The sequence below is a fragment of the Paraburkholderia guartelaensis genome (assembly GCF_004353905.1).
Lineage (GTDB): Bacteria > Pseudomonadota > Gammaproteobacteria > Burkholderiales > Burkholderiaceae > Paraburkholderia > Paraburkholderia guartelaensis.
The window spans coordinates 25,219-48,041 of the sequence record NZ_SMOD01000047.1 but is presented as its reverse complement, the minus strand read 5'-3'; the positions used below and the strand labels follow the sequence as shown (position 1 = coordinate 48,041).

Annotated in this window: 18 protein-coding genes; 9 read left to right on the top strand and 9 right to left on the bottom strand. The window is 67.1% G+C overall.

The genetic code is table 11. From position 1 onward, the window contains the following. The first annotated feature begins 22 nt into the window (after positions 1-22). The gene (locus E1N52_RS36690; protein ID WP_133189057.1) at positions 23-1,702 is read left to right on the top strand and encodes a bifunctional aminoglycoside phosphotransferase/ATP-binding protein; all 1,680 of its coding nucleotides are present in this window, start codon (positions 23-25) and stop codon (positions 1,700-1,702) included. Positions 1,703-1,751: 49 nt separating this feature from the next. On the opposite strand, the gene E1N52_RS36685 is transcribed toward E1N52_RS36690, so the two are convergent. Then, positions 1,752-2,156 (bottom strand): transposase, encoded by a 405-nt coding sequence (locus E1N52_RS36685; RefSeq protein WP_165979533.1) that lies wholly within the window; start codon positions 2,154-2,156, stop codon positions 1,752-1,754. A gap of 184 nt (positions 2,157-2,340) precedes the next feature. On the opposite strand from E1N52_RS36685, the gene E1N52_RS36680 reads away from it, so the two are divergent. Next, the gene (locus E1N52_RS36680) at positions 2,341-3,168 is read left to right on the top strand and encodes a DUF72 domain-containing protein (RefSeq protein WP_133189053.1); all 828 of its coding nucleotides are present in this window, start codon (positions 2,341-2,343) and stop codon (positions 3,166-3,168) included. A gap of 177 nt (positions 3,169-3,345) precedes the next feature. After that, the gene (locus E1N52_RS36675; RefSeq protein WP_133189051.1) at positions 3,346-4,632 is read left to right on the top strand and encodes a cation:proton antiporter; all 1,287 of its coding nucleotides are present in this window, start codon (positions 3,346-3,348) and stop codon (positions 4,630-4,632) included. 51 nt (positions 4,633-4,683) lie between these two features. On the opposite strand, the gene E1N52_RS36670 is transcribed toward E1N52_RS36675, so the two are convergent. Both E1N52_RS36670 and E1N52_RS36665 read right to left on the bottom strand, forming a co-directional pair. Next, complete coding sequence (locus E1N52_RS36670; RefSeq protein WP_133189049.1) at positions 4,684-5,319, bottom strand: TetR/AcrR family transcriptional regulator; 636 nt, start codon at positions 5,317-5,319, stop codon at positions 4,684-4,686. Positions 5,320-5,532: 213 nt separating this feature from the next. Beyond that, complete coding sequence (locus tag E1N52_RS36665) at positions 5,533-7,065, bottom strand: RNA polymerase factor sigma-54 (RefSeq protein ID WP_133189047.1); 1,533 nt, start codon at positions 7,063-7,065, stop codon at positions 5,533-5,535. Between the two features lie 338 nt (positions 7,066-7,403). Here E1N52_RS36665 and E1N52_RS36660 point away from each other — a divergent pair, with 338 nt between their 5' ends. Further along, positions 7,404-7,751: a BON domain-containing protein gene (locus E1N52_RS36660; RefSeq protein WP_133189045.1), complete on the top strand. Its 348-nt coding sequence runs from the start codon at positions 7,404-7,406 to the stop codon at positions 7,749-7,751. A gap of 94 nt (positions 7,752-7,845) precedes the next feature. Here E1N52_RS36660 and E1N52_RS36655 read toward each other — a convergent pair whose 3' ends face one another. Next, positions 7,846-8,898 (bottom strand): aldo/keto reductase, encoded by a 1,053-nt coding sequence (locus E1N52_RS36655; RefSeq protein WP_133189043.1) that lies wholly within the window; start codon positions 8,896-8,898, stop codon positions 7,846-7,848. A 242-nt stretch (positions 8,899-9,140) separates the two neighbouring features. On the opposite strand from E1N52_RS36655, the gene E1N52_RS36650 reads away from it, so the two are divergent. Continuing rightward, the gene (locus E1N52_RS36650) at positions 9,141-13,751 is read left to right on the top strand and encodes a DEAD/DEAH box helicase (protein ID WP_133189041.1); all 4,611 of its coding nucleotides are present in this window, start codon (positions 9,141-9,143) and stop codon (positions 13,749-13,751) included. Positions 13,752-13,802: 51 nt separating this feature from the next. On the opposite strand, the gene E1N52_RS36645 is transcribed toward E1N52_RS36650, so the two are convergent. Further along, positions 13,803-15,986: a heavy metal translocating P-type ATPase gene (locus E1N52_RS36645; RefSeq protein ID WP_342777940.1), complete on the bottom strand. Its 2,184-nt coding sequence runs from the start codon at positions 15,984-15,986 to the stop codon at positions 13,803-13,805. A gap of 78 nt (positions 15,987-16,064) precedes the next feature. On the opposite strand from E1N52_RS36645, the gene E1N52_RS45050 reads away from it, so the two are divergent. Both E1N52_RS45050 and E1N52_RS36640 read left to right on the top strand, forming a co-directional pair. Then, on the top strand, positions 16,065-16,445 hold the full coding sequence (locus E1N52_RS45050) for a hypothetical protein (RefSeq protein ID WP_246089379.1): 381 nt from the start codon (positions 16,065-16,067) through the stop codon (positions 16,443-16,445). 37 nt (positions 16,446-16,482) lie between these two features. Beyond that, the gene (locus E1N52_RS36640; RefSeq protein WP_133189037.1) at positions 16,483-16,968 is read left to right on the top strand and encodes a Cd(II)/Pb(II)-responsive transcriptional regulator; all 486 of its coding nucleotides are present in this window, start codon (positions 16,483-16,485) and stop codon (positions 16,966-16,968) included. 4 nt (positions 16,969-16,972) lie between these two features. Here E1N52_RS36640 and E1N52_RS36635 read toward each other — a convergent pair whose 3' ends face one another. Continuing rightward, positions 16,973-18,433: a M20 family metallopeptidase gene (locus tag E1N52_RS36635; RefSeq protein ID WP_133189035.1), complete on the bottom strand. Its 1,461-nt coding sequence runs from the start codon at positions 18,431-18,433 to the stop codon at positions 16,973-16,975. Between the two features lie 172 nt (positions 18,434-18,605). On the opposite strand from E1N52_RS36635, the gene E1N52_RS36630 reads away from it, so the two are divergent. Together E1N52_RS36630 and E1N52_RS36625 are read left to right on the top strand one after the other, a co-directional pair. After that, positions 18,606-18,926, top strand: coding sequence for a superinfection immunity protein (locus E1N52_RS36630; protein WP_133189033.1), 321 nt, complete (start codon positions 18,606-18,608; stop codon positions 18,924-18,926). Positions 18,927-19,136: 210 nt separating this feature from the next. After that, positions 19,137-19,769, top strand: a complete 633-nt coding sequence (locus E1N52_RS36625) for a LysE family translocator (protein WP_133189031.1) — start codon at positions 19,137-19,139, stop codon at positions 19,767-19,769. 93 nt (positions 19,770-19,862) lie between these two features. Here E1N52_RS36625 and E1N52_RS36620 read toward each other — a convergent pair whose 3' ends face one another. The 3 genes from E1N52_RS36620 to E1N52_RS36610 all read right to left on the bottom strand — a co-directional run bounded on the left by E1N52_RS36620 (position 19,863) and on the right by E1N52_RS36610 (position 22,804). After that, complete coding sequence (locus E1N52_RS36620) at positions 19,863-20,150, bottom strand: YodC family protein (protein ID WP_133189029.1); 288 nt, start codon at positions 20,148-20,150, stop codon at positions 19,863-19,865. Between the two features lie 625 nt (positions 20,151-20,775). Beyond that, positions 20,776-21,342 (bottom strand): carboxymuconolactone decarboxylase family protein, encoded by a 567-nt coding sequence (locus E1N52_RS36615; RefSeq protein ID WP_133189027.1) that lies wholly within the window; start codon positions 21,340-21,342, stop codon positions 20,776-20,778. A gap of 115 nt (positions 21,343-21,457) precedes the next feature. Then, positions 21,458-22,804, bottom strand: coding sequence for an aspartate aminotransferase family protein (locus E1N52_RS36610; protein WP_133189025.1), 1,347 nt, complete (start codon positions 22,802-22,804; stop codon positions 21,458-21,460). Positions 22,805-22,823: the final 19 nt, after the last annotated feature.

The window sequence follows — 22,823 nt, the reverse complement described above, 5'->3', positions numbered from 1 at the left end:
TATTCCCACGATAGGCACGCCGATGTCCGACACGCCAATCTCACGCCATGTCCTCAACCGTCAGCGCGCGGCGCGCCGCCACAGCCGCCTCGTTGACGCTGCACTCTCGCGCGCCTCAACGTATGCGCATCCGGCCGGGCGCATCGTGCGCATCGAAACGCATATTTCGGTGGTGTATCTCAGCGGCCGGTACGCGTACAAGATCATGAAGCCCGTCGACTTCGGCTTTGTCAATTTTGTGCGGCTCGATGCCCGGCTCCGCTGCTGCGAAGCTGAGATTCGTCTGAATGCGCCCTTCGCGGGACCGATTTATCGCGACACAGGCGAGCTGTTTTTTGACGGTCGGCGCTGCAAACTTAGGCTCAGGCTCAGGCGCGGCGTGCGCGGCAACGGTAGCGTCATCGACTACGCGGTTCGTATGCGCCGCTTCGACCAGCGTCTGCTGTTTTCAAACCTGCTATCGCACGGCGAACTGAGCACGGTCGATATCGATGCGGCCGCAACCAGGCTCGCCGCAAACCATCGGCATGCGCGCCGGGCCGGACGCGGGCCGAAGGCGCCCGCGGCGCGCCTGGGCTCGGCCGCGCTGCTGCGCGAACAGGTGCTCGCGGCGCTCGGGCCCCTCGAAGCGGATCCGCGCACGGCGCACGCTGTGGAAAGCGCCGCGTTGCGCGCGATTTGCGAAAGCGAACTCGCACGCCTCGCGCGGCACCTCGACGCCCGCCGCGCGAACGGATTCGTGCGCGCCTGCCACGGCGACTTGCATCTCGACAACATCGTGCGGTACGGGCGGCACGCGCTGATGTTCGATTGCATCGAATTCAGCGACGAACTGCGCTGGATCGACGTGACCTGCGATCTTGCGTTCCTGCTGATGGACTTGCGCGCGCACGGCCAGGCAGCGTATGCCCACCGCATGCTCAACCGCTACCTCGAAGCGACGGGCGATTTCGCGGGGCTCGCCGCGTTACGGCTTTATGTCGCCTATCGCGCGCTGGTGCGGGCATTGGTCGCGATGCTCAAGGCGGGGTCGCCTGCGCGGCCCGACGCGCAAGCGAGCGCGGGCGCCGCCTCACGCTACCTGGCGCTCGCGGCCACCGAGGCGCGCGCCATGCGCGAACCCGCGCCCTGGCTCCTGCTGTGCCACGGCTTTTCGGGGTCGGGAAAGTCGGTGGCAAGCCGCGCGCTCGCCGACTTGAGCGGAGCGATCCGCGTGTCGAGCGATCTCGAACGCAAGCGGCTCGAACCCTTCGCGCCGCCCACCCTCGACGCGCTGCCGGCAAGCGCCTACACGCAAGCCGCGCTCGACGCGCATTACGAACGCCTCGTCGCTCATGTGCGCGACGTGCTGAACGCGGGCTACACGGCGCTAGTCGATGCGACGTTCCTCAAGGCAACGCATCGCGCGCGCTTCGCGGCGCTCGCGCGTGAGCTGAACCGGCCGATACTGATCCTGAACTTCCACGCGCCGCAAGCGCGGCTCGCCGAGCGTGTGAACGCTCGTGCGCGCGGGCCGCGCGACGCTTCCGACGCCGGCGCCGAAGTGCTCGCCGCCCAGGTCGCGCAAGCGGATCCACTCGATGCGCGCGAGCGCCAGCGCACCGTTGATCTCGACACCGACGTGGAAATCGGGGCATTCTCGCGCGAGCCATGGTGGGCGCCGCTGTTCGCACGCATGCGTGCGGAGGATGGGGAAATCTGACTCCGCGGCGCACTCACGGTCCGCCGCCGCAGCCCGGCGCCCTGCAGGCTCAGCGCTCCACGAAAGGCCGCGCGAGCGGCCAGCGCAGCGTGGACGACACCGGAAATCGCGGCTTGCGGCCAACTGGCCCGCGCCACGGCTGCATGCGTGCGGCCATGGCCGTGCACAGGGCGAGACCTTCCTCGCCGTGCAGACGCTCCATGGCGTGATGCACGAGACCGGCGTCGAACCACAGCTTGAAACGGCGATGGCAGGTGCGGAAATCGGGATACTGCTCGGGCAGCTTCGACCAGACCGAACCGGTGGCCAGTACCCAAAGAATGCCCGCGAAAACGTGACGCGGATTGTGAGCCGGGCGCCCGCGACGACGGCCGTCAACGCGGATTTCGTGAAACATGGGCGCGATGTTGCGCCACTGCGCATCGGTGAGTTCTGGAGATATGCGGGAAGACATCTGATGGTCCATGTGAGGTTATCTGACACAACAGGACTAAAGTAGCCTCACATCCCACAAGAAAATATCGGACTATGCCTAAAAATCGAGATGAATTCGCCGGTTCGGAGCCGGCACGCTAACCAGCGGCCGTGGCCAGTGCTGCGCTACACTGCGCCATCCCGGCTTCGATGACGGATTTCCGATGGCACCCTCATCCAGTTCAAAATCCCGGCACGGCCGGATTCGCGTTGGCGTGGGCGGCTGGATCTATGCGCCGTGGCGTGGCGCGTTCTATCCCGACGGCCTTGCGCAGCGCCGCGAGCTGGAATATGCGAGCCGTCATCTCTCGACGCTGGAAATCAACAGCACGTATTACGGCGCGCAGCGCCCCGAAAGCTTCACGCGCTGGCACGATGAAACCCCCGAAGACTTCGTGTTCTCGCTGAAAGCCCCGCGCTTCGCGATGAATCGCCGTGTGCTGGCCGAAGCCGGGGCCACGATCGAGCGCTTCCTGAGCGGCGGCGTGCTGAACCTGCGCGACAAGCTCGGGCCGATCAACTGGCAGATCACGCCGGGCAAGCGCTTCGATCCCGAGGACTACGCACGATTTCTCGAACTGCTGCCGGCCGAGGCCGAAGGCCGCCCGCTTCGCCACGCGCTCGAAGTGCGCGACGAGAGTTTTTGCACGCCGGAATTCGTCGCACTCGCGCGCAAGCACAAGGCGGCGATCGTCATCAGCGGCGATTCGGACTATCCGCTGATCGGCGATACGAGCGCACCGTTCGTCTATGCCCGCATCATGGGAACCGCGCAGGATCACCCGCAGGGCTATGCTCCCGCGGACCTCGACCTTTGGGCGACGCGCGCGCTCGCCTGGTCGCGCGGCGAAACGCCCGACGACCTCGCCACCTACGCGAAGCCGCTCGCCGCGAAGGCCGGCCGGGACGTGTATCTCTACGTCATCAGCGGCTTCAAGGAACGCAATCCGGCGGCCGCCATGGCGCTGATCGAGCGCCTCGGCACAAGCTAGCCGCGCACGGCGAATCTCATCCGACACGTAAAAGACCGTAATGCCGCCGTCATGACCTGGTCAGCAGCGAGTTGATATCGGTCAACATGCAAAGTTGCAACGCAGCGAGATACTGAATCGATGCGTTGCGGGTTCTGCCGCTCCCGCCGCCCAACCGCACCACGGAGTGTCCTGCCTTTGCAAACTGCAATCGAATTCGCCATCCGCGCCGGTGTCCTGCTACTCATCATTGCGCTCTGCCATGCCGCTGCACAGCGCTTTCGCCTCTCTGATTCATTCGGCCTGACCGGCGCCGGCGTGCTGCTCGGCGCGGGTTACCTCGCCTTGCAACAGTTCGCGCCCACCTTCACCGCGGCGACCGTCGTTCCCTTGCTCACGCCATCGCTTCCGCCCGAGGCGTATCTCTGGATATTCCTGCCGCCCATCCTCTTCGAAGCGGCGTTGCAGGTCGATACGCGCGGTCTTCTCGCCGATCTCGCGCCCATCCTTTTGCTCGCGATCGGCGCAGTGGTGGCCGCCGCGGGAGGCGTTGGCCTCGCCACGTGGATCAGCAGCAGCGAGAGCCTGATCGTGTGCCTGCTGCTCGGCGCAATCGTCAGCACAACGGATCCTTCCACCGTGATCGCGCTCTTTCGCAACAGCGGCGCGCCCGAACGCCTGATCCGGCTGATCGAAGGCGAAAGCCTGCTCAACGATGCCGCCGCCATCGCCATCTCCACGCTCCTCACCAGCGCACTCGTGCTGGCGCCGTCCGCTACGCATACGCGCGGCTATCCGCTCGCATCGTTCCTCGTTTCGCTCGTCGGCGGCTGCATGTTCGGGGCGCTCGCGGGAGCGCTCTTCGTCGCCACGTCGAGCGCGCTGCGCAGTCTGCCTTTTTCCGAGTACGCACTCTCACTCGCGCTGCCCACGCTGCTCTATCCGGCCGCGGAACACGGGCTTCACGTTTCCGGCGTGGCCGCCGTGGTGTGCGCGGGTCTCGCGGCCAGCCAGCTCATGCGAACACGCCGGCCCGCCGCGAGCCAGGGGCTGTTTCGCCAGCTCTGGGCTTACCAGGCCGGCATCGCCTCCGCCGCTGTCTTTCTGCTCGCGTCGGCGCGCGTGCCCGGTCTGGTGCACAAGCTGCATCTGCGCGACGCCCTCCCTCTCGGTCTCGCGCTGGTGGCCGCCACCCTGAGCCGCTTCGGCATCCTCACGATCTTCCTGCCGCTGCTGAGCCGCCTTGGCATCTGCAAGCCGCTGCCGCGCACGCATCAATGGCTGATCGCATGGGGCGGCGTGCGCGGGCCCGTCACGCTCACGCTCGCGATTTGCGTCGCGCGCAACGACGCGCTTTCGACCGACACCCGCGCGTTCGCAGCCGCCATGGCCGCTGCCTTCGTGCTGCTGAATCTGCTCTGCAACGGGCTTACGTTGGGGCGTGTTGCGCGATGGCTCGGCATCGCGCGACACACCTCCGGCTAACGCGCAGCGCTTCGCCCCGACCGCTGGCGCAGGCAAGCCACGCCGCGTACGCTACTCGCCGCGCTCGGTGCGCCACAAATAGCCGATCGCCGCACGCGTGACGCGCGCCTCCAGCGCCTGAGCATCGGTTTCGCCGCGCGCGCCCGCCGCGTCGACCATGCCGCGCACGATCGCGATCACGTCGAGCGCGGCGGTCTGCAGGTCGTCGATGGCCGGCGCGTCGGCGAGTCCGAACGCGCCGAGGAGCACCGCGTGGATGCGCTCGCCCACGCGCGCGTCGCGCTCGTCAAGCGGCAGGCGCCGCTCCTCGAAATCGAGCAGTCGCGCCAGTTCCGGGCGTCGCATCTGGTGCGCGACCGCCGCGCGAATCAGTCTGAGCAACGCCGCCTCGCAGCTCGACGCCGCAGCGGCGGCCTCGACTTCGGCAAGCAGCGGCGCGCTCTCGCGCTCGATCAAGGCGGCGGTCAGCGCGTCGCGGTTCGGAAAATATTGATAGAGCGAGCCGACGCTCACCCCCGCGCGCGCCGCGATAGCGTTCGTGGTGTAGCCGGCCAGGCCCGCGCTTTCGAGAATGCGGGCAGCGGCTTCGAGGATCGCGTCAACTGTGGCGGCGGAACGGCGCTGCACGGGCCGCTTGCGCGCATCGAGCGGCGCAGGGCGGCTTCGGCCGCGGGGCGTCTGGGTCATGGCGGGGAAATGCGCAGCGGGCATCTAATGTGAGCAATGGCTCGTATTTTATCCGCCCTCGGCGCGCCCGTCAGACATCGCCTTGAAGTATCGCCTTGAAGTGTGGCATTGAAGCGGCGCGCGTAACGCAACGTGCGGTCCACGTCTCGTTACGCCGGTCACGCGCCGCTGACCTCCCCCCCGTCTTCCGGCACGCGGATGAAACCGCGTGCCTCAAATCTGCCGGCGCATTTCAGCCGCCGGCAGCTTCATCATCTGCCGATACTTCGTGACCGTGCGGCGTGCCACCTGCACGCCCTGCTTTTCGAGTTCCTGCGTGAGGATGACATCGGAAAGCGGGTCCCGCGGATCTTCGGCGTCGATCATTTCCTTGATGAGCGCGCGCACCGCCGCCGCCGAGCACGTGCCGCCCGTGCGCGTCTCAAGCTCGCGCGGGAAGAAGCGCTTGAACTCGAAGATGCCGCGCGGCGTGGCCATGTACTTGTTGCCTGTGGCGCGCGAGACGGTCGACTCGTGCAGGCCCAGTTCGTCAGCGACGTCGCGCAGCAGCATGGGTCGGAGCGCGATTTCGCCGTACTGGAAAAACGCCTTCTGACGCGCGACGATGCACTCGCCCACGCGCAGGATCGTCTCGCAGCGCTTGTGCGCGTTGCGGATCAGCCAGCGCGCTTCCTGCAGTTGCTGGGCGAGCGGCGAGCGGCTCGTCTGATCCGAGCGCGCGAACATCTCCGCATAGAGTTTGTGAATGCGCGCCCGCGGCTCGATAGCCGGGTTCACGCTCACCACCCACTTGCCGCGCACCTGGCGCACGATCACGTCGGGAATGACGTAGCCGCCGTCCGCGCGCCCATAGTGGTTGCCCGGTTTCGGATCGAGACGGCGCACGAGCGCACTCGCGGCCTGCAGCGAGGCGGCGTCGCAGCCGAGCTGGCGCTGCAGCTCCCCGTGCTCGCGGCGCGCGAGGCGTTCGAGATGCTGCGAGACGATCTGCAAGGCCAGTTCGCGATGCGGGGTGTCATGCGGCATCGCCTCGAGCTGCAGCACGAGGCATTCGGAGAGCGAACGCGCACCGATGCCGGGGCGATCGAGCGTCTGCACCACGCGCAGGGCCACCCGCAGACGGTCCTCGTCGAGCGTGTCGCCCGCACCCTCCTCGTCGGCGAGGTCGGCGAGGTCCTGGCGCAGGTAGCCGTCGTCGTCGAGCGCCTCGATCACGACCTGCGTTGCGATGCGGTCGAGGTCGTCGAGCGGCAAGAGGCGCAGCGCCTCATGCAACTGCTCGCGCAGCGTGACGGGCACGCGCACCCAGTCGGATGCCTCGGAATCGCCGTCCTCGCCGCCGCGATAGCTCGACGTGCGCAACGCGCCAGGCGTTGGCATCTCGGCGGTATAGCCCGAGCCTTCGTCGCTGTAGCCGGCGTCGGCGTAAGAGGTCTCGGCGTAGGGAGAGGTCTCCTGCCCCATGCCGGCATCGAGGCCGGACTCGCCCGCGCCTTCCGTCGCCATGACGGGGGCTTCGGCCGTGGGCGACGCAGCGGAGCCGATGCCCGCCGCGCCGTTGGCCGCTTCGGCGGCCTCGCCGGTCTCCGAGGCGGGCGGAACATATTCGAGGAACGGATTGGTGTCGAGCGCTTCGCGCAGCTCCTGCTGGAATTCGAGCGAGGACAGTTGCAGCAGCCTCACCGCCTGCTGAAGACGCGGCGTGAGCGCCAGATGCTGGCGCGCGTGTAACGCGATGGAAGGCATGGCAATCCCGTTTTGTTGAATTGAGTGGTAAGCCCCCTCATGCAACAGCCATGCCAGTTTTTACAACGCACTGTTTTGAAACGGGATCGGCACTTGCAACGCATACTACGCGAGCCTCTTTTCCGACCCCGCTGTGGAGATTTTTACAAAGGTGCGGAAAAATTTTTGCGCCTGCCGGTCGGGGAAACCGTGGCCACGCGAATCGCCCACGATCGCGCATAGTGAGCTGCGCACGCGGCTTCCAGCAGGCTTTCAACGGCGCGCACAGCGAGCGCGGACGCGGCGAGGCACGCACCTTGCGGAGGGAAGCTGCGACCACAACCAGAAAGGGAGTAGCCATGAAGCGCATCCTGATCCTCAAGACCGCGGCTGGCGCCGCCTGCATGACGTTCGCACTGATGGCCGGTGCGCAGACCACGACGAACAGCTCCGCGCCTGCGGGCAGTTCGGAATCCGTTGGCCAGCATGTGGACGACGCAACCATCACGACCAAGGTCAAGGCCGAACTGCTCGGCGCGAAGAACGTGAAGTCAGAGCACATCCACGTGAAGACGCGTAAGGGCGTGGTCTCGCTCACCGGCACCGTGCCGAGCGCCGAGGACCGCGACAACGCCAAGCAGGTCGTGGAAGGCGTCTCGGGTGTGACCTCGGTGAAGAACCATCTGAAGGTCTCGGCGGCGAGCTGATCGATCTCCGGGCAACCGGATCGACCCAGTTTCAGGCCAGACCGCGCCGGCGGCTTCCACCGCCGGCGCTTTTCATTCCAGCTTCATTCCCGCTTTATTCCTCTTCCTGCCGCGATTGCCGGAGCAGCGCGCGCCGCTGCTCGCCCTGACGCGCGAGCATCCAGCCCGGATACTCGGCGGGCAATCCGCTCGCCTCGCCCAGCACGCCTAGCTCCTCGACACTGAGCTTCACTTTCGTCGCGGCGATGTTGTCGTCGAGCTGGTCCACGCGTTTCGCGCCGATGATCACCGATGTCACCGCCTTTTGATGCAACAGCCACGCGAGCGCGATCTGCGCGACCGACACGCCTTTGGCCTGCGCGATGGGCCGCATCGCGTCCACGCAGTCCCATGCGCGCTCGCGGTTCACGGGCGGAAAATCGAAGGTCGTGCGGCGGCTGCCCGACTCGCCTTGCTGGTCGCGCCCGTACTTGCCACTCAGGAGCCCGCCCGCGAGCGGACTCCAGACCATCAGTCCGAGCCCCTCGCTTTCCAGCATCGGCACGAGTTCGCGTTCCAGATCGCGCCCTGCGATCGTGTAATAGGCCTGCAGCGACTCGAAGCGCGCGAGCCCTTCGCGCTGTGCAATGCCGAGCGCCTTCACGATCTGCCATGCGGCCCAGTTCGAAACGCCGGCGTAGCGCACGTGCCCCTGCTGCACGAGCGTATCGAGCGCGCGCACGGTTTCCTCGATCGGTGTGACGGGGTCGAAGGCGTGAATCTGATACAGGTCGATGTGGTCGAGTTGCAGGCGCTTCAGGCTCGCCTTCACGCCGTCCATGATGTGATAGCGCGTGGCGCCGCGCTCGTTCGGCGACGAGCCCATTTCGCCGAACACCTTGGTCGCGATCACCACCTGCTCGCGCGGGATCTTGAGGTTCTTGAGCGCCTGGCCGGTGATCTGCTCGGAAACGCCTTGCGAGTAGACGTCGGCGGTATCGATGAAATTGACGCCTGCGTCGAGCGCACGGCCAACGAGCCGTTCGGCGTCGGACTGCTGGAGATCGCCGATCTGGTTCCAGATGCCGGCGCCGCCGCCGAAGGTCATCGTGCCGAGGCAGAGTTCCGAAACGAACAGGCCGGTGCGGCCCAGTGGGTTGTAACGCATGGTGTGACTCCGTCGTGGGTTCGAGGGAAAGTCCAACGCGGCGAGGATACTGCGTTCGCGCCGCGCCTGCCGGACGGCCGCCATGGCTTGAAACGCCGCAAGGCGGCCGTACATTCCTGCCTACACCCTGCAACGCCCGCACCCGCATCGCGCCGCGCCAGGCAGACGCGCACGAAAGCTGCGAGACTGGCAGACGTGCAATGCCGCCGCCTCTGCCGCTTTTTTTGCCGCACATCGCCCGCATGACAACGCCTTCGCCCGTATCCGATCCGCACGCCCCGGAAGCCGCCGCCAGCCAAGACGGCGAGCAAAGCGACGTGCTCGCGCGCTTTCATCCGGCCGTGGCCGGCTGGTTCCAGCGCAGCTTCGACGCGCCTACTGCCGCGCAACGCGCCGCATGGCCGTTAATTGCGAGCCGGCGCGCGACGCTGGTGGCTGCCCCGACCGGCTCGGGCAAGACGCTCACCGCCTTTCTCGCCGCGCTCGACGAACTCGTGCGCGAAGGGCTCGCGAATGGCGGCGCGTTACCCGACACGACGCTCGTCGTCTACGTGTCGCCGCTCAAGGCGCTGTCCAACGACATCCGGCTCAATCTCGAACGGCCGCTCGAAGGTATCGGCGAGGAACTCGCGCGGCTTGGCTTGCCGCCGGTCGACATCCGCACCGCGGTGCGCACCGGCGATACGCCGCAGCCCGAGCGCGCAGCGCTCAGAAAACGCGCGCCGCACGTCCTCGTCACGACGCCCGAATCGCTCTACGTGCTGCTCGGCTCCGAATCGGGCCGCCGCATGCTGGCAAGCACGCGCAGCGTGATCGTCGACGAGATTCACGCGCTCGCGGGCAACAAGCGCGGCTGCCATCTCGCGCTGAGCCTCGAGCGGCTCGACGCGTTGTGCGGCGCGCGCCTGCTGCGCATCGGGCTGTCGGCTACGCAAAAGCCGATCGAAACCGTTGCGCGCTTTCTGGTGGGCATGGGCGACGCGACGCAAGATCCGGCTGCAAACCCGCCCGCGTGCGAGATCGTCGATGTGGGCCATACGCGCAAGCGCGACCTCGCGATAGAAATGCCGCCTGTGCCACTCGAAGCCGTGATGGCGAACGACGTGTGGGAGCGCGTGTACGACCGCATGGTCGAACTCGTCGCCATGCACCGCACGACGCTCGTGTTCGTCAACACGCGCCGCATGGCCGAGCGCGTGGCGCGCCATCTCACTGACCGCCTGGGCGCCGAAGCCGTGGCCGCGCACCACGGCAGCCTCGCGCGCGAGCATCGTTTTCTCGCTGAGCAGCGGCTCAAGAGCGGCGATCTGCGCGTACTGGTGGCGACGGCGTCGCTCGAACTGGGCATCGATATCGGCGACGTCGATCTCGTGTGCCAGATCGGCTCGCCGCGTTCGATCGCGGGCTTCCTGCAGCGCGTCGGGCGCTCGGGCCACCAGGTCGGCGGCGTGCCGAAGGGACGGATCTTCCCCACGTCGCGCGACGATCTGATCGAATGCGCGGCGCTGCTCGATAGCGTGCGGCGCGGCGAACTCGACCGCCTCGCGCTGCCGCAAGCACCGCTCGATGTGCTCGCGCAGCAGATCGTCGCGGAAGTGGCCTGCGAAGCCTGGGAAGAAGACGCGCTCTATGCGCTCGTGCGCCACGCCACGCCGTGGGCGGCGCTCGAGCGCGCGCAGTTCGACGCCGTGCTGCGCATGCTCGCCGAGGGCTACACGAGCCGCCACGGGCCGCGCGCCGCCTACCTGCATCGCGACGTCGTGAGCCACACGCTGCGCGCGCGGCGCGGTGCCCGGCTCGTCGCGCTCACGTCGGGCGGCACGATTCCCGACAACGCCGACTACTCGGTGCTGCTCGAACCGCAGGGCGTGCAGATCGGCACCGTCAACGAGGACTTCGCTGTCGAAAGCCTCGCTGGCGACGTGTTCCAGCTCGGCAACGCCTCGTACCGGATCCTGCGCATCGAGGCGGGCCGCGTGCGCGTGGAAGACGCCCAGGGGCAGCCGCCCAACATTCCGTTCTGGCTGGGCGAGGCGCCGGGCCGAAGCGACGAACTTTCGTTCGCGATTTCGCGACTGCGCAAGCAGGTGGAAGCCGCGCTGATCGACGCGAGCGCAAACGCTGACGCGACGGACGACGCCTCGTCGCCCGCCGTGGTCGATCACGCCACGGCGGCGCTCGCCGCTTCGCTCGAGATCGACGATGCCGCGGCACGACAGATCGTCGAATATCTCGCGCGCGCCCGCGCCGCGCTCACGGTGTTGCCCACCCAGGACACGCTCGTCATGGAGCGTTTTTTCGACGAAGCGGGCGGCACGCAGCTCGTGATCCACACGCCGTTCGGCAGCCGCCTGAACCGCGCGTGGGGTCTCGCACTGCGCAAGCGTTTTTGCCGCCAGTTCAACTTCGAGCTGCAGGCAGCCGCGACGGAGGACGCCATCATCCTCTCGCTCACCGGTGCGCACAGCTTCGCGCTCGACGAGGTGTGGCGCTATCTCCATTCGAATTCCGCAGAGCACCTGCTCGTGCAGGCGCTGCTCGACGCGCCCCTCTTCGGCGTGCGCTGGCGCTGGAATGCGACCACGTCGCTTGCGCTGCCGCGGCAGACCGGCGGGCGCAAGACGCCGCCGCAGATCCAGCGCATGCGCAGCGAAGACCTGCTCGCGGCCGTGTTTCCCGACCAGGTGGCGTGCGTCGAAAACATCGCGGGCGAGCGCGAAGTGCCGCGCCATCCGCTCGTTGATCAGACGCTTGACGACTGCCTGCACGATGCTATGGATACCGAAGCATGGATCGCGCTCCTGCGACGAATCGAGGCGGGCGACCTGAAGCTCGTGGTGCGCGAACTGCCCGCGCCCTCGCCGCTCGCGGCCGAAATCCTGACCGCGCGCCCGTATGCGTTCCTCGACGACGCCCCAATCGAAGAGCGGCGTACTCAGGCCGTGCTGTCGCGCCGCTGGAGCGACCCAGAATCCACCGACGATCTCGGCGCGCTCGACCCCGAAGCGATTGCGAGCGTGCGCGAAGAGGCCTGGCCGCAAGTGCGCGACGCCGACGAAATGCACGACGCGCTCACGAGCCTCGGCGCGCTGGCCGAAAGCGAGGCGCAACAGGCGCCGCAGTGGCTCGCATGGCTCGCCGATCTGGCGGCGGCGGGCCGCGCAACGCGGCTGCCGGTCGCGGACCACGACGCGTTGTGGGTGGGCATCGAGCGGCTTGCATGCGTACAGGCCATCTACCCACAGGCGCATTGCGAGCCGCCGCTCATGCCGCCACCTGAATACGCGGATACGTGGACCGAGGACGCGGCGCTCGTCGAGATCGTGCGCGCACGCCTGTCGGGCTTCGGACCGCTCACGGTCGCGCAGGTGGCGCGGCCGCTCGCGCTGGAGGCGAGCGTGGCGGCGCTCGCGCTCACGCGCCTCGAAACCGAAGGCACCGTGATGCGCGGACGCTTCACGCTGCAAGCGATGAGCGGCGGCCAGGAGGAATGGTGTGAACGCCATCTGCTCGCGCGCATCCACCGCTACACGGTGCGCAAGCTGCGGCGCGAAATCGAGCCGGTCGAGCGCCATGACTTCATGCGCTTCCTGTTCGAATGGCAACGCATGGCGCCCGGCATGCGCGGCTCGGGCCGCGACGCGCTGGCCGCCGTGCTCGACCAGCTCGAAGGCTGGGAAGCCTCGGCGCTCGCGTGGGAGGACGAAATCCTGCCGGCGCGCATCGACGATTACACGGCCATGCTGCTCGACGAGCTGTGCCGCTCGGGACGCCTCGCCTGGGCGCGGCTGCCGGCGCGTGCGGCGGCCGCTTCGACGGTACGCAGCACGCCGGTCGTGCTGCTCGCGCGCCGCGAGCTGGCGCGCTGGATGGCGCTCGTCGAAACGACCGACACGGCCGGTTTGTCGGCGCGCGCGCAGCGCGTCTACGAGGCGTTGCTGCGGCACGGCGCGATGTTCTTCGACGAACTGGCCGCCGACGCGCACCTGCTCGGCGTCGAACTGGAGAATGCGCTCGGCGAACTGGTGGCGGCGGGCCTCGTCAACGCAGATAGTTTTGCCGGACTGCGCGCGCTCGTGAAGCCGGCGGCGCAGCGCAGCGCGCATCACGGCAGACGCCGGCCGCGCGGCTTCGGGCCGCTCGCGGGCGGCATGGCCGACGCGGGGCGCTGGGCGACGCTGCGGCGCGTCGAGCTGGCCAATCCGTTGGCCGATGTGATGGCCAATTCGTTGGCCGCTCCGCTCGCGGAACTGGACCATGAAGCGGCGCTCGTGGCCACGGGATCGGCTGGAGCGACTTCGGGCGTTGCAACGGGCCTGCGCTCGCAGGCGCTTGCGCGCGCAAGGCAAACGACCGCCGGCACCGCGCGCCGCCCACCCGCCGACCCGGATCTACTGGAGCACGTCGCCAATGTGCTGCTGCGCCGTTACGGCGTGATCAGTTGGCACCTGCTCGGACGCGAGGCCGCGTGGCTGCCGCCCTGGCGCGATCTGCTGCGCGTGCTGCATCGCATGGAGGCGCGCGGCGAGGTGCGAGGCGGACGCTTCGTCACCGGGATTTCGGGCGAGCAGTTCGCGCTGCCCGAAGCCGTTGCGCTGCTGCGCGACGTGCGGCGGCGCGCAGCAGCGCAAGGCGAAGGCGGCGCGCTCGTCTGCGTGAGCGCCGCCGACCCGCTCAATCTCCTCGGCACCCTGCTGCCAGGCGAGAAGGTGCCCGCGCTCGCCGGCAACCGCATCGTGTTCCGCGACGGCGCGCCGGCCGCCACCCTGATTGCCGGCCGCTTCGGCTTTCTCGGCGAGTTCGACGAGAGCACCCGCGCCGAACTCCGCGCGCGCCTCGCGAAGCCTTGGTGAGGCGCGCTGGGCGCGCGCGGGCGGGGATGGCTGTTAGTTGCGTTGTGTCGTCTACGCCGAAGGCTTCGTCACATTGCGCGCGCCATCGAAATGCCGGCGCACGCGCAGGCCGTTCGCCACGACGAGCAGGCTCGCACCCACGTCGGCGAACACGGCCATCCAGAGCGTGGCCCCGCCCGCCATCGCGAGTACGAGAAACACGGCCTTGATGCCGAGCGCAAGCGTGATGTTCTGCTTGAGCACGCCTGCGGTCTTGCGCGAGAGACCGATGAACGCGGCGATCTTGCGCGGATCGTCGTCCATGATCGCGACGTCGGCGGTTTCGAGCGCGGTCGCGGTGCCCGCCGCACCCATCGCGAAGCCGATGTCGGCGCGGGCGAGTGCGGGCGCGTCGTTCACGCCGTCGCCGACCATTGCCGCCATGCCGTACTGCTTCGAGAGTGCGGCGATCGCGTCCTGCTTGTCCTGCGGCAAAAGATTGCCGCGCGCGTCGTCAATGCCGAGTTGATCGGCGATTGCACGCGCGGTCGACACGTTGTCGCCGGTCAGCATGACAGGCGTCACGCCGAGCGCGCGCAAGGCGCGCACGGCCGGTGCGCTTTCCGTACGCAGCGCGTCGGCCACGGCGAACACGGCGACGGCCTCCTGCGGCGCGCACAGCACGATCGCCGTCTTGCCCGCCAGTTCCAGCGCTGCCAGTTGCGCTTCGAGTTCGGGCGAGCACAGACCAAGCTCCTCGACCAGACGGTGATTGCCGAGGCTCCAGAGCGTGCCGTCGATGCGGCCTTGCACACCGCGACCGTTTAGCACCGCGAACTGATCGACCGCGAGCAGGCGCGCATCCGGCGCACGCGCCCGCCAGCCTTCGACCACCGCGCGGGCGACAGGGTGCGTGCTTGCATCGTCGAGGCTCGCGGCAATGCGCAGCGCATCTAGCGTCGAAAGCGGCGCTTCGCTGGACTCCCCTGCGGTGGCGAGCGCCCGAACCGGCGCCGCGAGCGCATCGGTCAGGACAGGCTCGCCGCGCGTGAGCGTGCCGGTCTTGTCGAGCGCGACGGCCTTGAGTAGCCGGCCGCGTTCGAGCCACACGCCGCCCTTCACGAGCATGCCGTGACGTGCGGCGGCGGCGAGGCCGCTCACGACCGTCACCGGCGTCGAGACGACGAGCGCGCACGGACAGGCGATCACGAGCAGCACGAGCGCCTTGTAGAGCCACGCACTCCACGCGCCGCCGAACACGAGCGGCCCGGCAAGCGCCAACACCACGGCGAGCACGACCACGGCCGGCGTGTAGTAGCGCGCGAACTGGTCGACGAAGCGCTGCGTAGGCGCGCGCTGCGCCTGCGCCTCCTGCACCGCCGCTGCGATGCGCGCGAGCGTGCTGTCCTTCGCGGCCGCGGTGACGAGCGCCTCGACCACGCCATCGACAACGATGCTGCCCGCGTAAAGCACCGCGCCGGTCTCCTTGTCGACAGGCATGCTTTCGCCCGTGATCGGCGCCTGATCGAGCGCGGCCCGGCCGGCGATCACACGCGCGTCGAGCGGCACGCGCTGGCCGGTACGCACTCGAATACGGCTGCCGACCGCCACTTCGCCCACAGCGCGCTCGCGCCATTCGCCTTGCCCGGATGCGCCCTCGCCGGCTTGCCAGACTTCGGCGGTTTCAGGCGCGAGCGCGGTCAGCGCGCGGATGGCTTGACGGGCGCGTTCGAGCGACAGCGCCTCGATTTCCTCCGCGAGGGCGAACAGGAAGACCACCATCGCCGCTTCCGGCCACTTGCCGATCGCAATGGCGCCGATCAACGCAAGCGACATCAGGAAATAGATGTTGATCGTGAAATTGCGCAGTGCGATCCAGCCCTTGCGCAGCGTGGGCAAACCCGCGCACGCGATCGAGATGGCTGCGCAAACGAGTACAAGCAGGCTGGTTTCCCGGCCGGTGCTCCAGGCGAGCACCTCGGCGCCTGCGGCTGCCACGCCGCTCACCGCCAGCAGCAGCTTCTGACGCAGCACGAGACCGATCGGCGCGGGCGGGGCGTCTTGCGCGGACGCGCTGTCATCCAGCGCACGCGGCGCCATGTCGAGCGCGCGCAGCGCGGCGACGACAGGCTGCGTATCGTCCAGCCGATGATGCACGGTCAACTCGCGCGCGAGCAGGTCGAAGTCGAGGCGCACGACGCCTGACATGGGCTCGAGCCGGTTGCGAATCAGGCGCTCCTCTGTCGGGCAATCCATGTTCTCGATGCGCCAGCGCGCGCGGCGCGTGCCTTCGGGCGCCGGCGCCGAGTTGCGTTGGCTTTGCGGCGGCGTGCTGTGCGCCGCGTCGCCGTGACAGCAGGCGTGAGCGTGCGCGTGGGCTTTCGGCTCGGCTTGTCCGTGGTCGTGATCGTGGTCGTCGCCGTGATCGTGGGCATGGCCGTGGCCATGGTTGTGATCGTGACCGCGGACGTGCTCGTTATCGTGGCCGTGCTCATGTCCATGGTCGTGGGCGTGCTCGTGACCGTGCGCATGATCATGATCGTGCCCTTGATCCTGGTCGTGGTCGTGCTTATGCCCGTGGCCGCCGCACGCGCCGCCCACCGTCCGTTCCTCATCACGCGCGCGCAGGCGCTGCGCAATGCCGAGCCGCGACACGTAGCTCTGGTTCATAGCCGGTTTCTCCCAAAAGTGACACAATCATTGGACAGCCTGTAGCCGCTACAGGGTCAAGTCATTTGGGAGAGCCGCGACCATGCGAATTGGTGAACTGGCGCGCTGCGCACACTGCGACGTCGAAACGGTGCGCTTTTACGAGCGCGAAGGCCTGCTGGACGAGCCTGCGCGTGAGACCAACGGTTACCGCAGCTACACGGCCGTGCACGCCGCGCAACTCAACTTCATCCGCCATTGCCGATCGTTAGGCATCGGGCTCACGGACATACGCATGCTGCGTCGCTTCCAGGCCGACCCGAGCCAGCCCTGCGACGAAGTCAACGAATTGATCGACAGCCAGATTGCGCGCATTCATCAGCAGATCGAATCGATGCGCATACTCGAGCAGCAATTGCGCACGCTGCGCGAGAGCTGCCATGCCCACCAGAGCAGCAGCGCGGAATGCGGGATCATGAAGAGCCTCGAACAGCCCATCGACGACGAAAGCTGTTCATGCCATGGCGACGGGCACGCTACGCAGGACGCGCCGTCCGCCGACGGCGCGCCCGCCCCTCACCGCCACTAGCCACTCAAGGCGCGGCGGCGATCACTTCGGCCACCGTGGCCGTGAGTTTCTTCGCATAGGGAACATGGAGGAACTCGTTCGGCCCGTGCGCGTTGGACTTCGGGCCGAGCACGCCGCACACCATGAACTGCGACTTGGGGAACCCTGCCTGCAGCACGTTCATGAGTGGGATCGTGCCGCCCTGGCCGAGATAAGCGCAGTCCGCACCGAAATGCGTGCGCGAGGCGGCGTTGAGTGCGCCAGTGAGCCACGGAGCGAGTTCCGGCGCGCTCCAGCCGTTGGCCGCGCCCGCGTCCGGCTTGAAGGTGACCTTTGCGTTGTACGGCGGATCGAGTTCGAGCAGCGCCTTCAGCTCGGCTACGGCCTTTGAAGCTTCGACTAGCGGCGGCAAACGCAGCGAGAGCTTGAACGCCGTGCGCGGCCGCAGCACGTTGCCGGCGTCGGCGAGTGCGGGCAGGCCCGCCGCGCCCGTGACCGAAAGCGAGGGCCGCCATGTGGAGTCGAGCAGCGCCTGCTGCGGGTCGGTGGTGGTGGGCAGCACGCGCCGGCCGTCCTGGCCACATGCCCAAGGCATGGTCTTCCAGACGTTTTCGCCAAGGATCTTCGCCGTGGCCTCGGCTTCGCTCAAGCGCTGCGAGGGAATTGCGCAATGGAAACCCTTGGGCAGCAGCGTGCCGCTCGCGGCGTCTTCGAGACGCTCGAACAGCTGCCGCATCACGCGGAAGCTGGACGGCGCGATGCCGCCATAAGAGCCCGAGTGAATGCCCTCCTCGAGCACTTCGACCTCGAGGTCACCCGCCACGAGCCCGCGCAGCGACGTGGTGAGCCACAGTTGATCGTAATTGCCAGCGCCCGAATCGAGACAAACGACGAGACCGACGTTGCCGAGCCGCTCGCGCAGCGCATCGACATACGGCAACAGGTCGTAGCTGCCCGACTCCTCGCAGGTTTCGATGAGACCCACGCAGCGCGGACGCTCGATGCCCTGAGCGTCGAGCGCGGCGAGCGCCGTGACGCTCGCGTAGATCGCGTAACCGTCGTCAGCGCCGCCGCGGCCGTAGAGGCGACCGTCTTCGAGCTTCGGCGTCCAGGGGCCGAGGTCGTTGCGCCAGCCAGCAAATTCCGGCTGCTTGTCGAGGTGGCCGTAGAGCACGACCGTCTCGCTGCTTCCGGAGCGCGTGGCGGGCGCCTCGAAGAAAATCACCGGCGTGCGATTGGGCAGCCGCACGATCTCCAGCTTCAGGCCGCGCACGGGCTGCTGTTCCGCCCACTTCGCAGCCTCCTGAACGACGCGCTCGAGGTAGCCGTGCTGCGCCCATTGCGGGTCGAATGCCGGACTCTTGGCAGGCACCGCGATGTAATCGGTCAACGCGGGCACGATCTCGTCATGCCATTTGCGTTCGACGAAGGCGCGCAATTCGTCGTGGTCGAGTTGGCGGGTGGCCTCGGACGGGTCGGAGATCATGGTGTGGGTTCTCAGCGATGAAAAACCCGATGATAGACCCGAACCCCTGGCCGCCGACAGCCCTCGCGCGCAGTGTTGGCCGTCCGGCCAAGGCGTGGCGTGCGCTCCGGGCCAATCCGCGCGACAATGACGAATCGAGCATATTCCGCCCTTTTTTCTGGAGAATGACAATATGGTGAGCCGTTCCGTCTTCGAGATCGTCGTTCTCGCAGCGGTGGTCGCGCTCTACTTTCTCCCAGCGCTGATCGCCGACAGGCGCCAGCGTCACGACCTGCTGGTCATCGCGGTCTTCAATGCCGTGCTCGGGTGGACGCTGCTCGGCTGGCTGCTGGCGCTCTTCTGGGCGCTGCAACCGAATCCGCCGAAGGATCTCGGCGGCCAGACGAAGGTCCGTAGCCGCCGGCTGGGCATGCTGCTCTTCTCGCGCCGGCTCGACGACCGGGTCCAGGCGCGCGAAACCCGCACCGCCGAGAGCAAGCGTTCCCCGCATTGAGGCCGTTTCCGGCATATCCGATTGGCGAACGTTGCAGGCCATGGCGCACACGTGCCGCCTTTGCATGAAATAATCACCGGGAATCAAGCTGCGATCGCCGCACCGTTTCAATCGCACAATACGAGGCGCAAGCGCACTGGCCTGTGCCCACCGCCCGAGTCACCCTGACACCCGACAGCAACCCCAGCAACCTCAACACGGAGCCCAGTCATGCCACATGCCGCCCCGCTGCTCGCCTTTGCCGCCGTCGCGCTCGGCATGGCGCTCACGCCCGGACCGAACATGATCTATCTGATCTCGCGCTCGATCTGCCAGGGCCGCAAGGCCGGCTTGATCTCCCTGGGCGGGGTCGCGCTCGGCTTCGTGTTCTACATGCTGTGCGCCGCTTTCGGCATTACCGCGTTGCTCATGGCCGTGCCGTTCGCCTACGACGCGCTGCGCCTGGGCGGCGCACTCTACCTGTTCTGGCTCGCATGGCAGGCGCTCAAGCCCGGCGGCCGCTCGCCGTTCCAGGTTCGTGAACTGCCCGCCGACCGCCCGCGCAAGCTCTTTCTGATGGGCTTCGTCACGAACCTGCTGAATCCGAAAATCGCCATTATGTATTTGTCGCTGCTGCCGCAGTTCATCGACCCGCATCATGGCAGCGTGCTCGCGCAGTCCATCGTGCTCGGCAGCGTGCAGATCGCGCTGTCGATCAGCGTGAATGCAGCCGTTGCGATGACGGCAGGCACGATTGCAACGTTTCTCGGCGATCGACCCGGCTGGCTCAAGCTTCAGCGCTGGCTCATGGGCACGGTGCTGGCCGGGCTTGCCGTGCGCATCGCGGCCGAAGGCCAGCGATAAAGCAAACGGCCGGGCGCATTGGGCCCGGCCGCTTCTCCATCCGTGTTTGGCGCGCCTGCGGCGCGTGTGCGCAGATCTGCATGCGTCTGTGCTTCAGATCCTGCCGATGGCCCTTCCGCCAGCCGGGCTGCGCATCTTGACGAATGCCGCGGGAATCGAGCGCGGCTCGATCTGCACCATGTCCTGAGCGAACATGTCCTGACGCAGTTCGCCGTGTTCGTCGAACCATTGGCAGATCAGCCAGTGACCGCTGGCAAAGCCAACCGGGCCGGCATACATGACGGTCATACGCGGACCGCCGGACTTCAGGGTGACAACGTCGCCAATCCCGGCCATGGCAGCGAGCGGCTTTTCGGCTACGTCGATGGTCGTATCAAGCATGATGTTCCCCGTTAAAAAAATCGCACAGAGAAAAAAACCGGGCGGATTGACACCCCCGGCTCCCTACCGCCCTTTCGATAATGAGATTGGGGCGGTCATTAATAAGTTCGGCAAGACTAACAACTCGAATTAATGCGTGCAAGTGATTTCCATTAAACCTGCTGAAAACCCTGTTATTCGGCGCATGGCGAAACCAGCGCTTAATCCCGTCCCGCACAATTTACGCGGAAAGCCATACACGGCTGGCAAAAGCTACCGGGCAAGGCTTCCCGGCCAAACAGTCATATTATTTCGCACCTAACGCCAGAAAATGACGCGTTGCAGCTTCAATAAATATGGCAAAGCAGCCTCGTGATTAACCACTTCGTCCGGAAAATGAAAGCCCAAGCGACGCGGGTGGAAACGTTTTCTGCGCCGATAAACCGTCCGTTCGATTAATTCCCCTTGCGGCACACGAACTGCATAAGCCGAGCACGAATCCTCATGTTTTAGCGGCCGGCCTCAAAAACTTTTCCAGTTGAAATACGGTTGTCACTTAAATGGAATTGCACTGCGGTGCAAAAAAAAGCCCCATCCGGCAAAACCGGATGGAGCGGCGCATATCCAGGGCGCGGTCAGGCCGCGCTTATTCGGCAAACGGCAACGTCGTCTGGCCTTCGGCGCGCATGCCGAAGACGTTGAGCGTCATCGCGACGAGCGCGTAGTAGCCAAGGAGCCCGACCAGGTTGATCGTGGTTTCGTGGCCAAAGCGCTCGACGGCCCGCGCGTAGGTCGCGTCGGACACACGTTTCGAGTCGTACAGCTCGGTCGTGAACGCGTAGATCAGCGCGTCGTCGGGTTCGTCGAACTGGGGTGTGGCGCCCGTGCGGATCTGCTCGGCCAGCGCTTCGGGCACGCCCGCCTCCAGCGCGATGGGATAGTGGATGTACCACTCGGCCTGCGCTTGCCAGCGCGCGGCCGTGACGAGTATCGCCAGTTCGGACAGGCGCAGCGACAGGCCTGTCTGGTAGCGGCAGAACGCGCCAAGGCGCTGCGCATGCTGCGCGAGTTCCGGGCTGTGAATCCAGCCGAGGAACGGGCCATTGAGGTTGCCGCGCGGGCCGGAAAGGATCTCGTCCAGTACCGCCTTCTGCTCCGGCGAAGCCTGGGCAGCGTCGAATGCGGGAAACCGCGAGGTCGGGTTTTGCGTCATCGATGGACTCCGTTGGAGGTCATGCCTGCTCGCGTGCGACCGTTTGCGGTCGCCGCGATGGCAGTCGCCGCACGCGGCGGACAGTTAGTTGCACATCAATCCCATACGGCGAAGCTTACGCCGCGCGCGCCAGACCCGTTGCGTCGAGCGCACCTTCGACCGCGGCGGCAAGCCGCTCGACGATCGTGTCGATGTTCTGCTCCGTACAGATGAAAGGCGGCGCGAGCAGCACATGGTCGCCGTTGCGGCCGTCCACGGTGCCGCCCATCGGATAGACAATCAGGCCGCGCGCGAACGCCTCGCGCTTGATCGCCGCGTGCAGCTTGAGCGCCGGGTCGAAGGTCGCCTTCGTGGCGCGGTCCTTCACCAGCTCGACGCCCACGAACAGTCCGCGACCGCGCACATCGCCCACATACGGATGGTCCGCATAGCGCTCGCGCAGACGCGCGCGCAGTTGTTCGCCGCGCGCAAGCACGTTGTCGAGCAGCTTTTCTTCGGCAATCACGCGCTGCACTTCGAGCGCCGCCGCGCAGGCCGTGGCGTGGCCGATATAGGTGTGGCCGTGCTGGAAGTAGCCGCTGCCGCCCACGATCGTCTCGTAGATGCGCTGGCTCACGAGCGTCGCGCCGATCGGCTGGTAGCCTGCGCCCAGACCCTTCGCAATCGTCAGCAGGTCCGGCGAAACGCCGTCCTCCTCGCAGGCGAACAGGTACCCGGTGCGGCCCATGCCCGACATGATCTCGTCGAGGATCAGCAGCACGCCGTAGCGGTCGCACACCGCGCGGATCTTGCGGAAGTACTCGCGCACGGGCGGCACCGCGCCGGCCGTTGCGCCCACCACGGTCTCCGCGACGAAAGCCGCAACCGTATCGGGACCGAGTTCGAGAATCTTCTGCTCGAGCTCATCGGCAAGGCGCTGCGCGTAGGCCTCGTCGGTTTCGCCTTCGTGACGCTCGCGGTACGCAAAGCAAGGGCTCACGTGATGCGATTCGATCAGGATGGGCAGGAACGGCTCACGGCGCCAAGCATTGCCACCGATCGCGAGCGCCCCGAGCGTGTTGCCGTGATAGCTCTGGCGGCGCGCGATGAAGTGGCGGCGCGCCAGTTCGCCCTTTTCCACGAAGTACTGACGCGCGAGCTTGAGCGCGGCCTCGATCGCCTCCGAGCCGCCCGACACGAAGTACACATGGTCGAGCCCCTTGGGCGCGGCGGCGATGAGGTAATCGGCCAGTTGCTCCGAGGCCTCGGTGGTGAAGAACGAGGTGTGCGCGTACGGCAGTTGTTGCGCCTGACGCTTGATCGCGTCGATCACGCGCTGGTTGCTATGGCCGAGACATGAGACAGCGGCGCCGCCGCTTGCGTCGATGTAGCGCTTGCCGGTGGAATCGATGATTTCGATGCCCTCGCCCGCCACCGCGACGGGCAAGGTTTGCTTCGGCATCCGGTGAAAAACCTTGGTCATATGTGTCCTCGATGAAATC

Excerpts from the sequence above, each read along its gene's own strand:
- E1N52_RS36690 (WP_133189057.1), top strand. The coding sequence starts at position 23 with ATGTCCGACACGCCAATCTCACGCCATGTCCTCAACCGTCAGCGCGCG.
- E1N52_RS36685 (WP_165979533.1), bottom strand. The coding sequence starts at position 2,156 with ATGTCTTCCCGCATATCTCCAGAACTCACCGATGCGCAGTGGCGCAAC.
- E1N52_RS36680 (WP_133189053.1), top strand. The coding sequence starts at position 2,341 with ATGGCACCCTCATCCAGTTCAAAATCCCGGCACGGCCGGATTCGCGTT.
- E1N52_RS36670 (WP_133189049.1), bottom strand. The coding sequence starts at position 5,319 with ATGACCCAGACGCCCCGCGGCCGAAGCCGCCCTGCGCCGCTCGATGCG.
- E1N52_RS36665 (WP_133189047.1), bottom strand. The coding sequence starts at position 7,065 with ATGCCTTCCATCGCGTTACACGCGCGCCAGCATCTGGCGCTCACGCCG.
- E1N52_RS36660 (WP_133189045.1), top strand. The coding sequence starts at position 7,404 with ATGAAGCGCATCCTGATCCTCAAGACCGCGGCTGGCGCCGCCTGCATG.
- E1N52_RS36655 (WP_133189043.1), bottom strand. The coding sequence starts at position 8,898 with ATGCGTTACAACCCACTGGGCCGCACCGGCCTGTTCGTTTCGGAACTC.
- E1N52_RS36650 (WP_133189041.1), top strand. The coding sequence starts at position 9,141 with ATGACAACGCCTTCGCCCGTATCCGATCCGCACGCCCCGGAAGCCGCC.
- E1N52_RS36645 (WP_342777940.1), bottom strand. The coding sequence starts at position 15,986 with ATGGATTGCCCGACAGAGGAGCGCCTGATTCGCAACCGGCTCGAGCCC.
- E1N52_RS36640 (WP_133189037.1), top strand. The coding sequence starts at position 16,483 with ATGCGAATTGGTGAACTGGCGCGCTGCGCACACTGCGACGTCGAAACG.
- E1N52_RS36635 (WP_133189035.1), bottom strand. The coding sequence starts at position 18,433 with ATGATCTCCGACCCGTCCGAGGCCACCCGCCAACTCGACCACGACGAA.
- E1N52_RS36630 (WP_133189033.1), top strand. The coding sequence starts at position 18,606 with ATGGTGAGCCGTTCCGTCTTCGAGATCGTCGTTCTCGCAGCGGTGGTC.
- E1N52_RS36625 (WP_133189031.1), top strand. The coding sequence starts at position 19,137 with ATGCCACATGCCGCCCCGCTGCTCGCCTTTGCCGCCGTCGCGCTCGGC.
- E1N52_RS36620 (WP_133189029.1), bottom strand. The coding sequence starts at position 20,150 with ATGCTTGATACGACCATCGACGTAGCCGAAAAGCCGCTCGCTGCCATG.
- E1N52_RS36615 (WP_133189027.1), bottom strand. The coding sequence starts at position 21,342 with ATGACGCAAAACCCGACCTCGCGGTTTCCCGCATTCGACGCTGCCCAG.
- E1N52_RS36610 (WP_133189025.1), bottom strand. The coding sequence starts at position 22,804 with ATGACCAAGGTTTTTCACCGGATGCCGAAGCAAACCTTGCCCGTCGCG.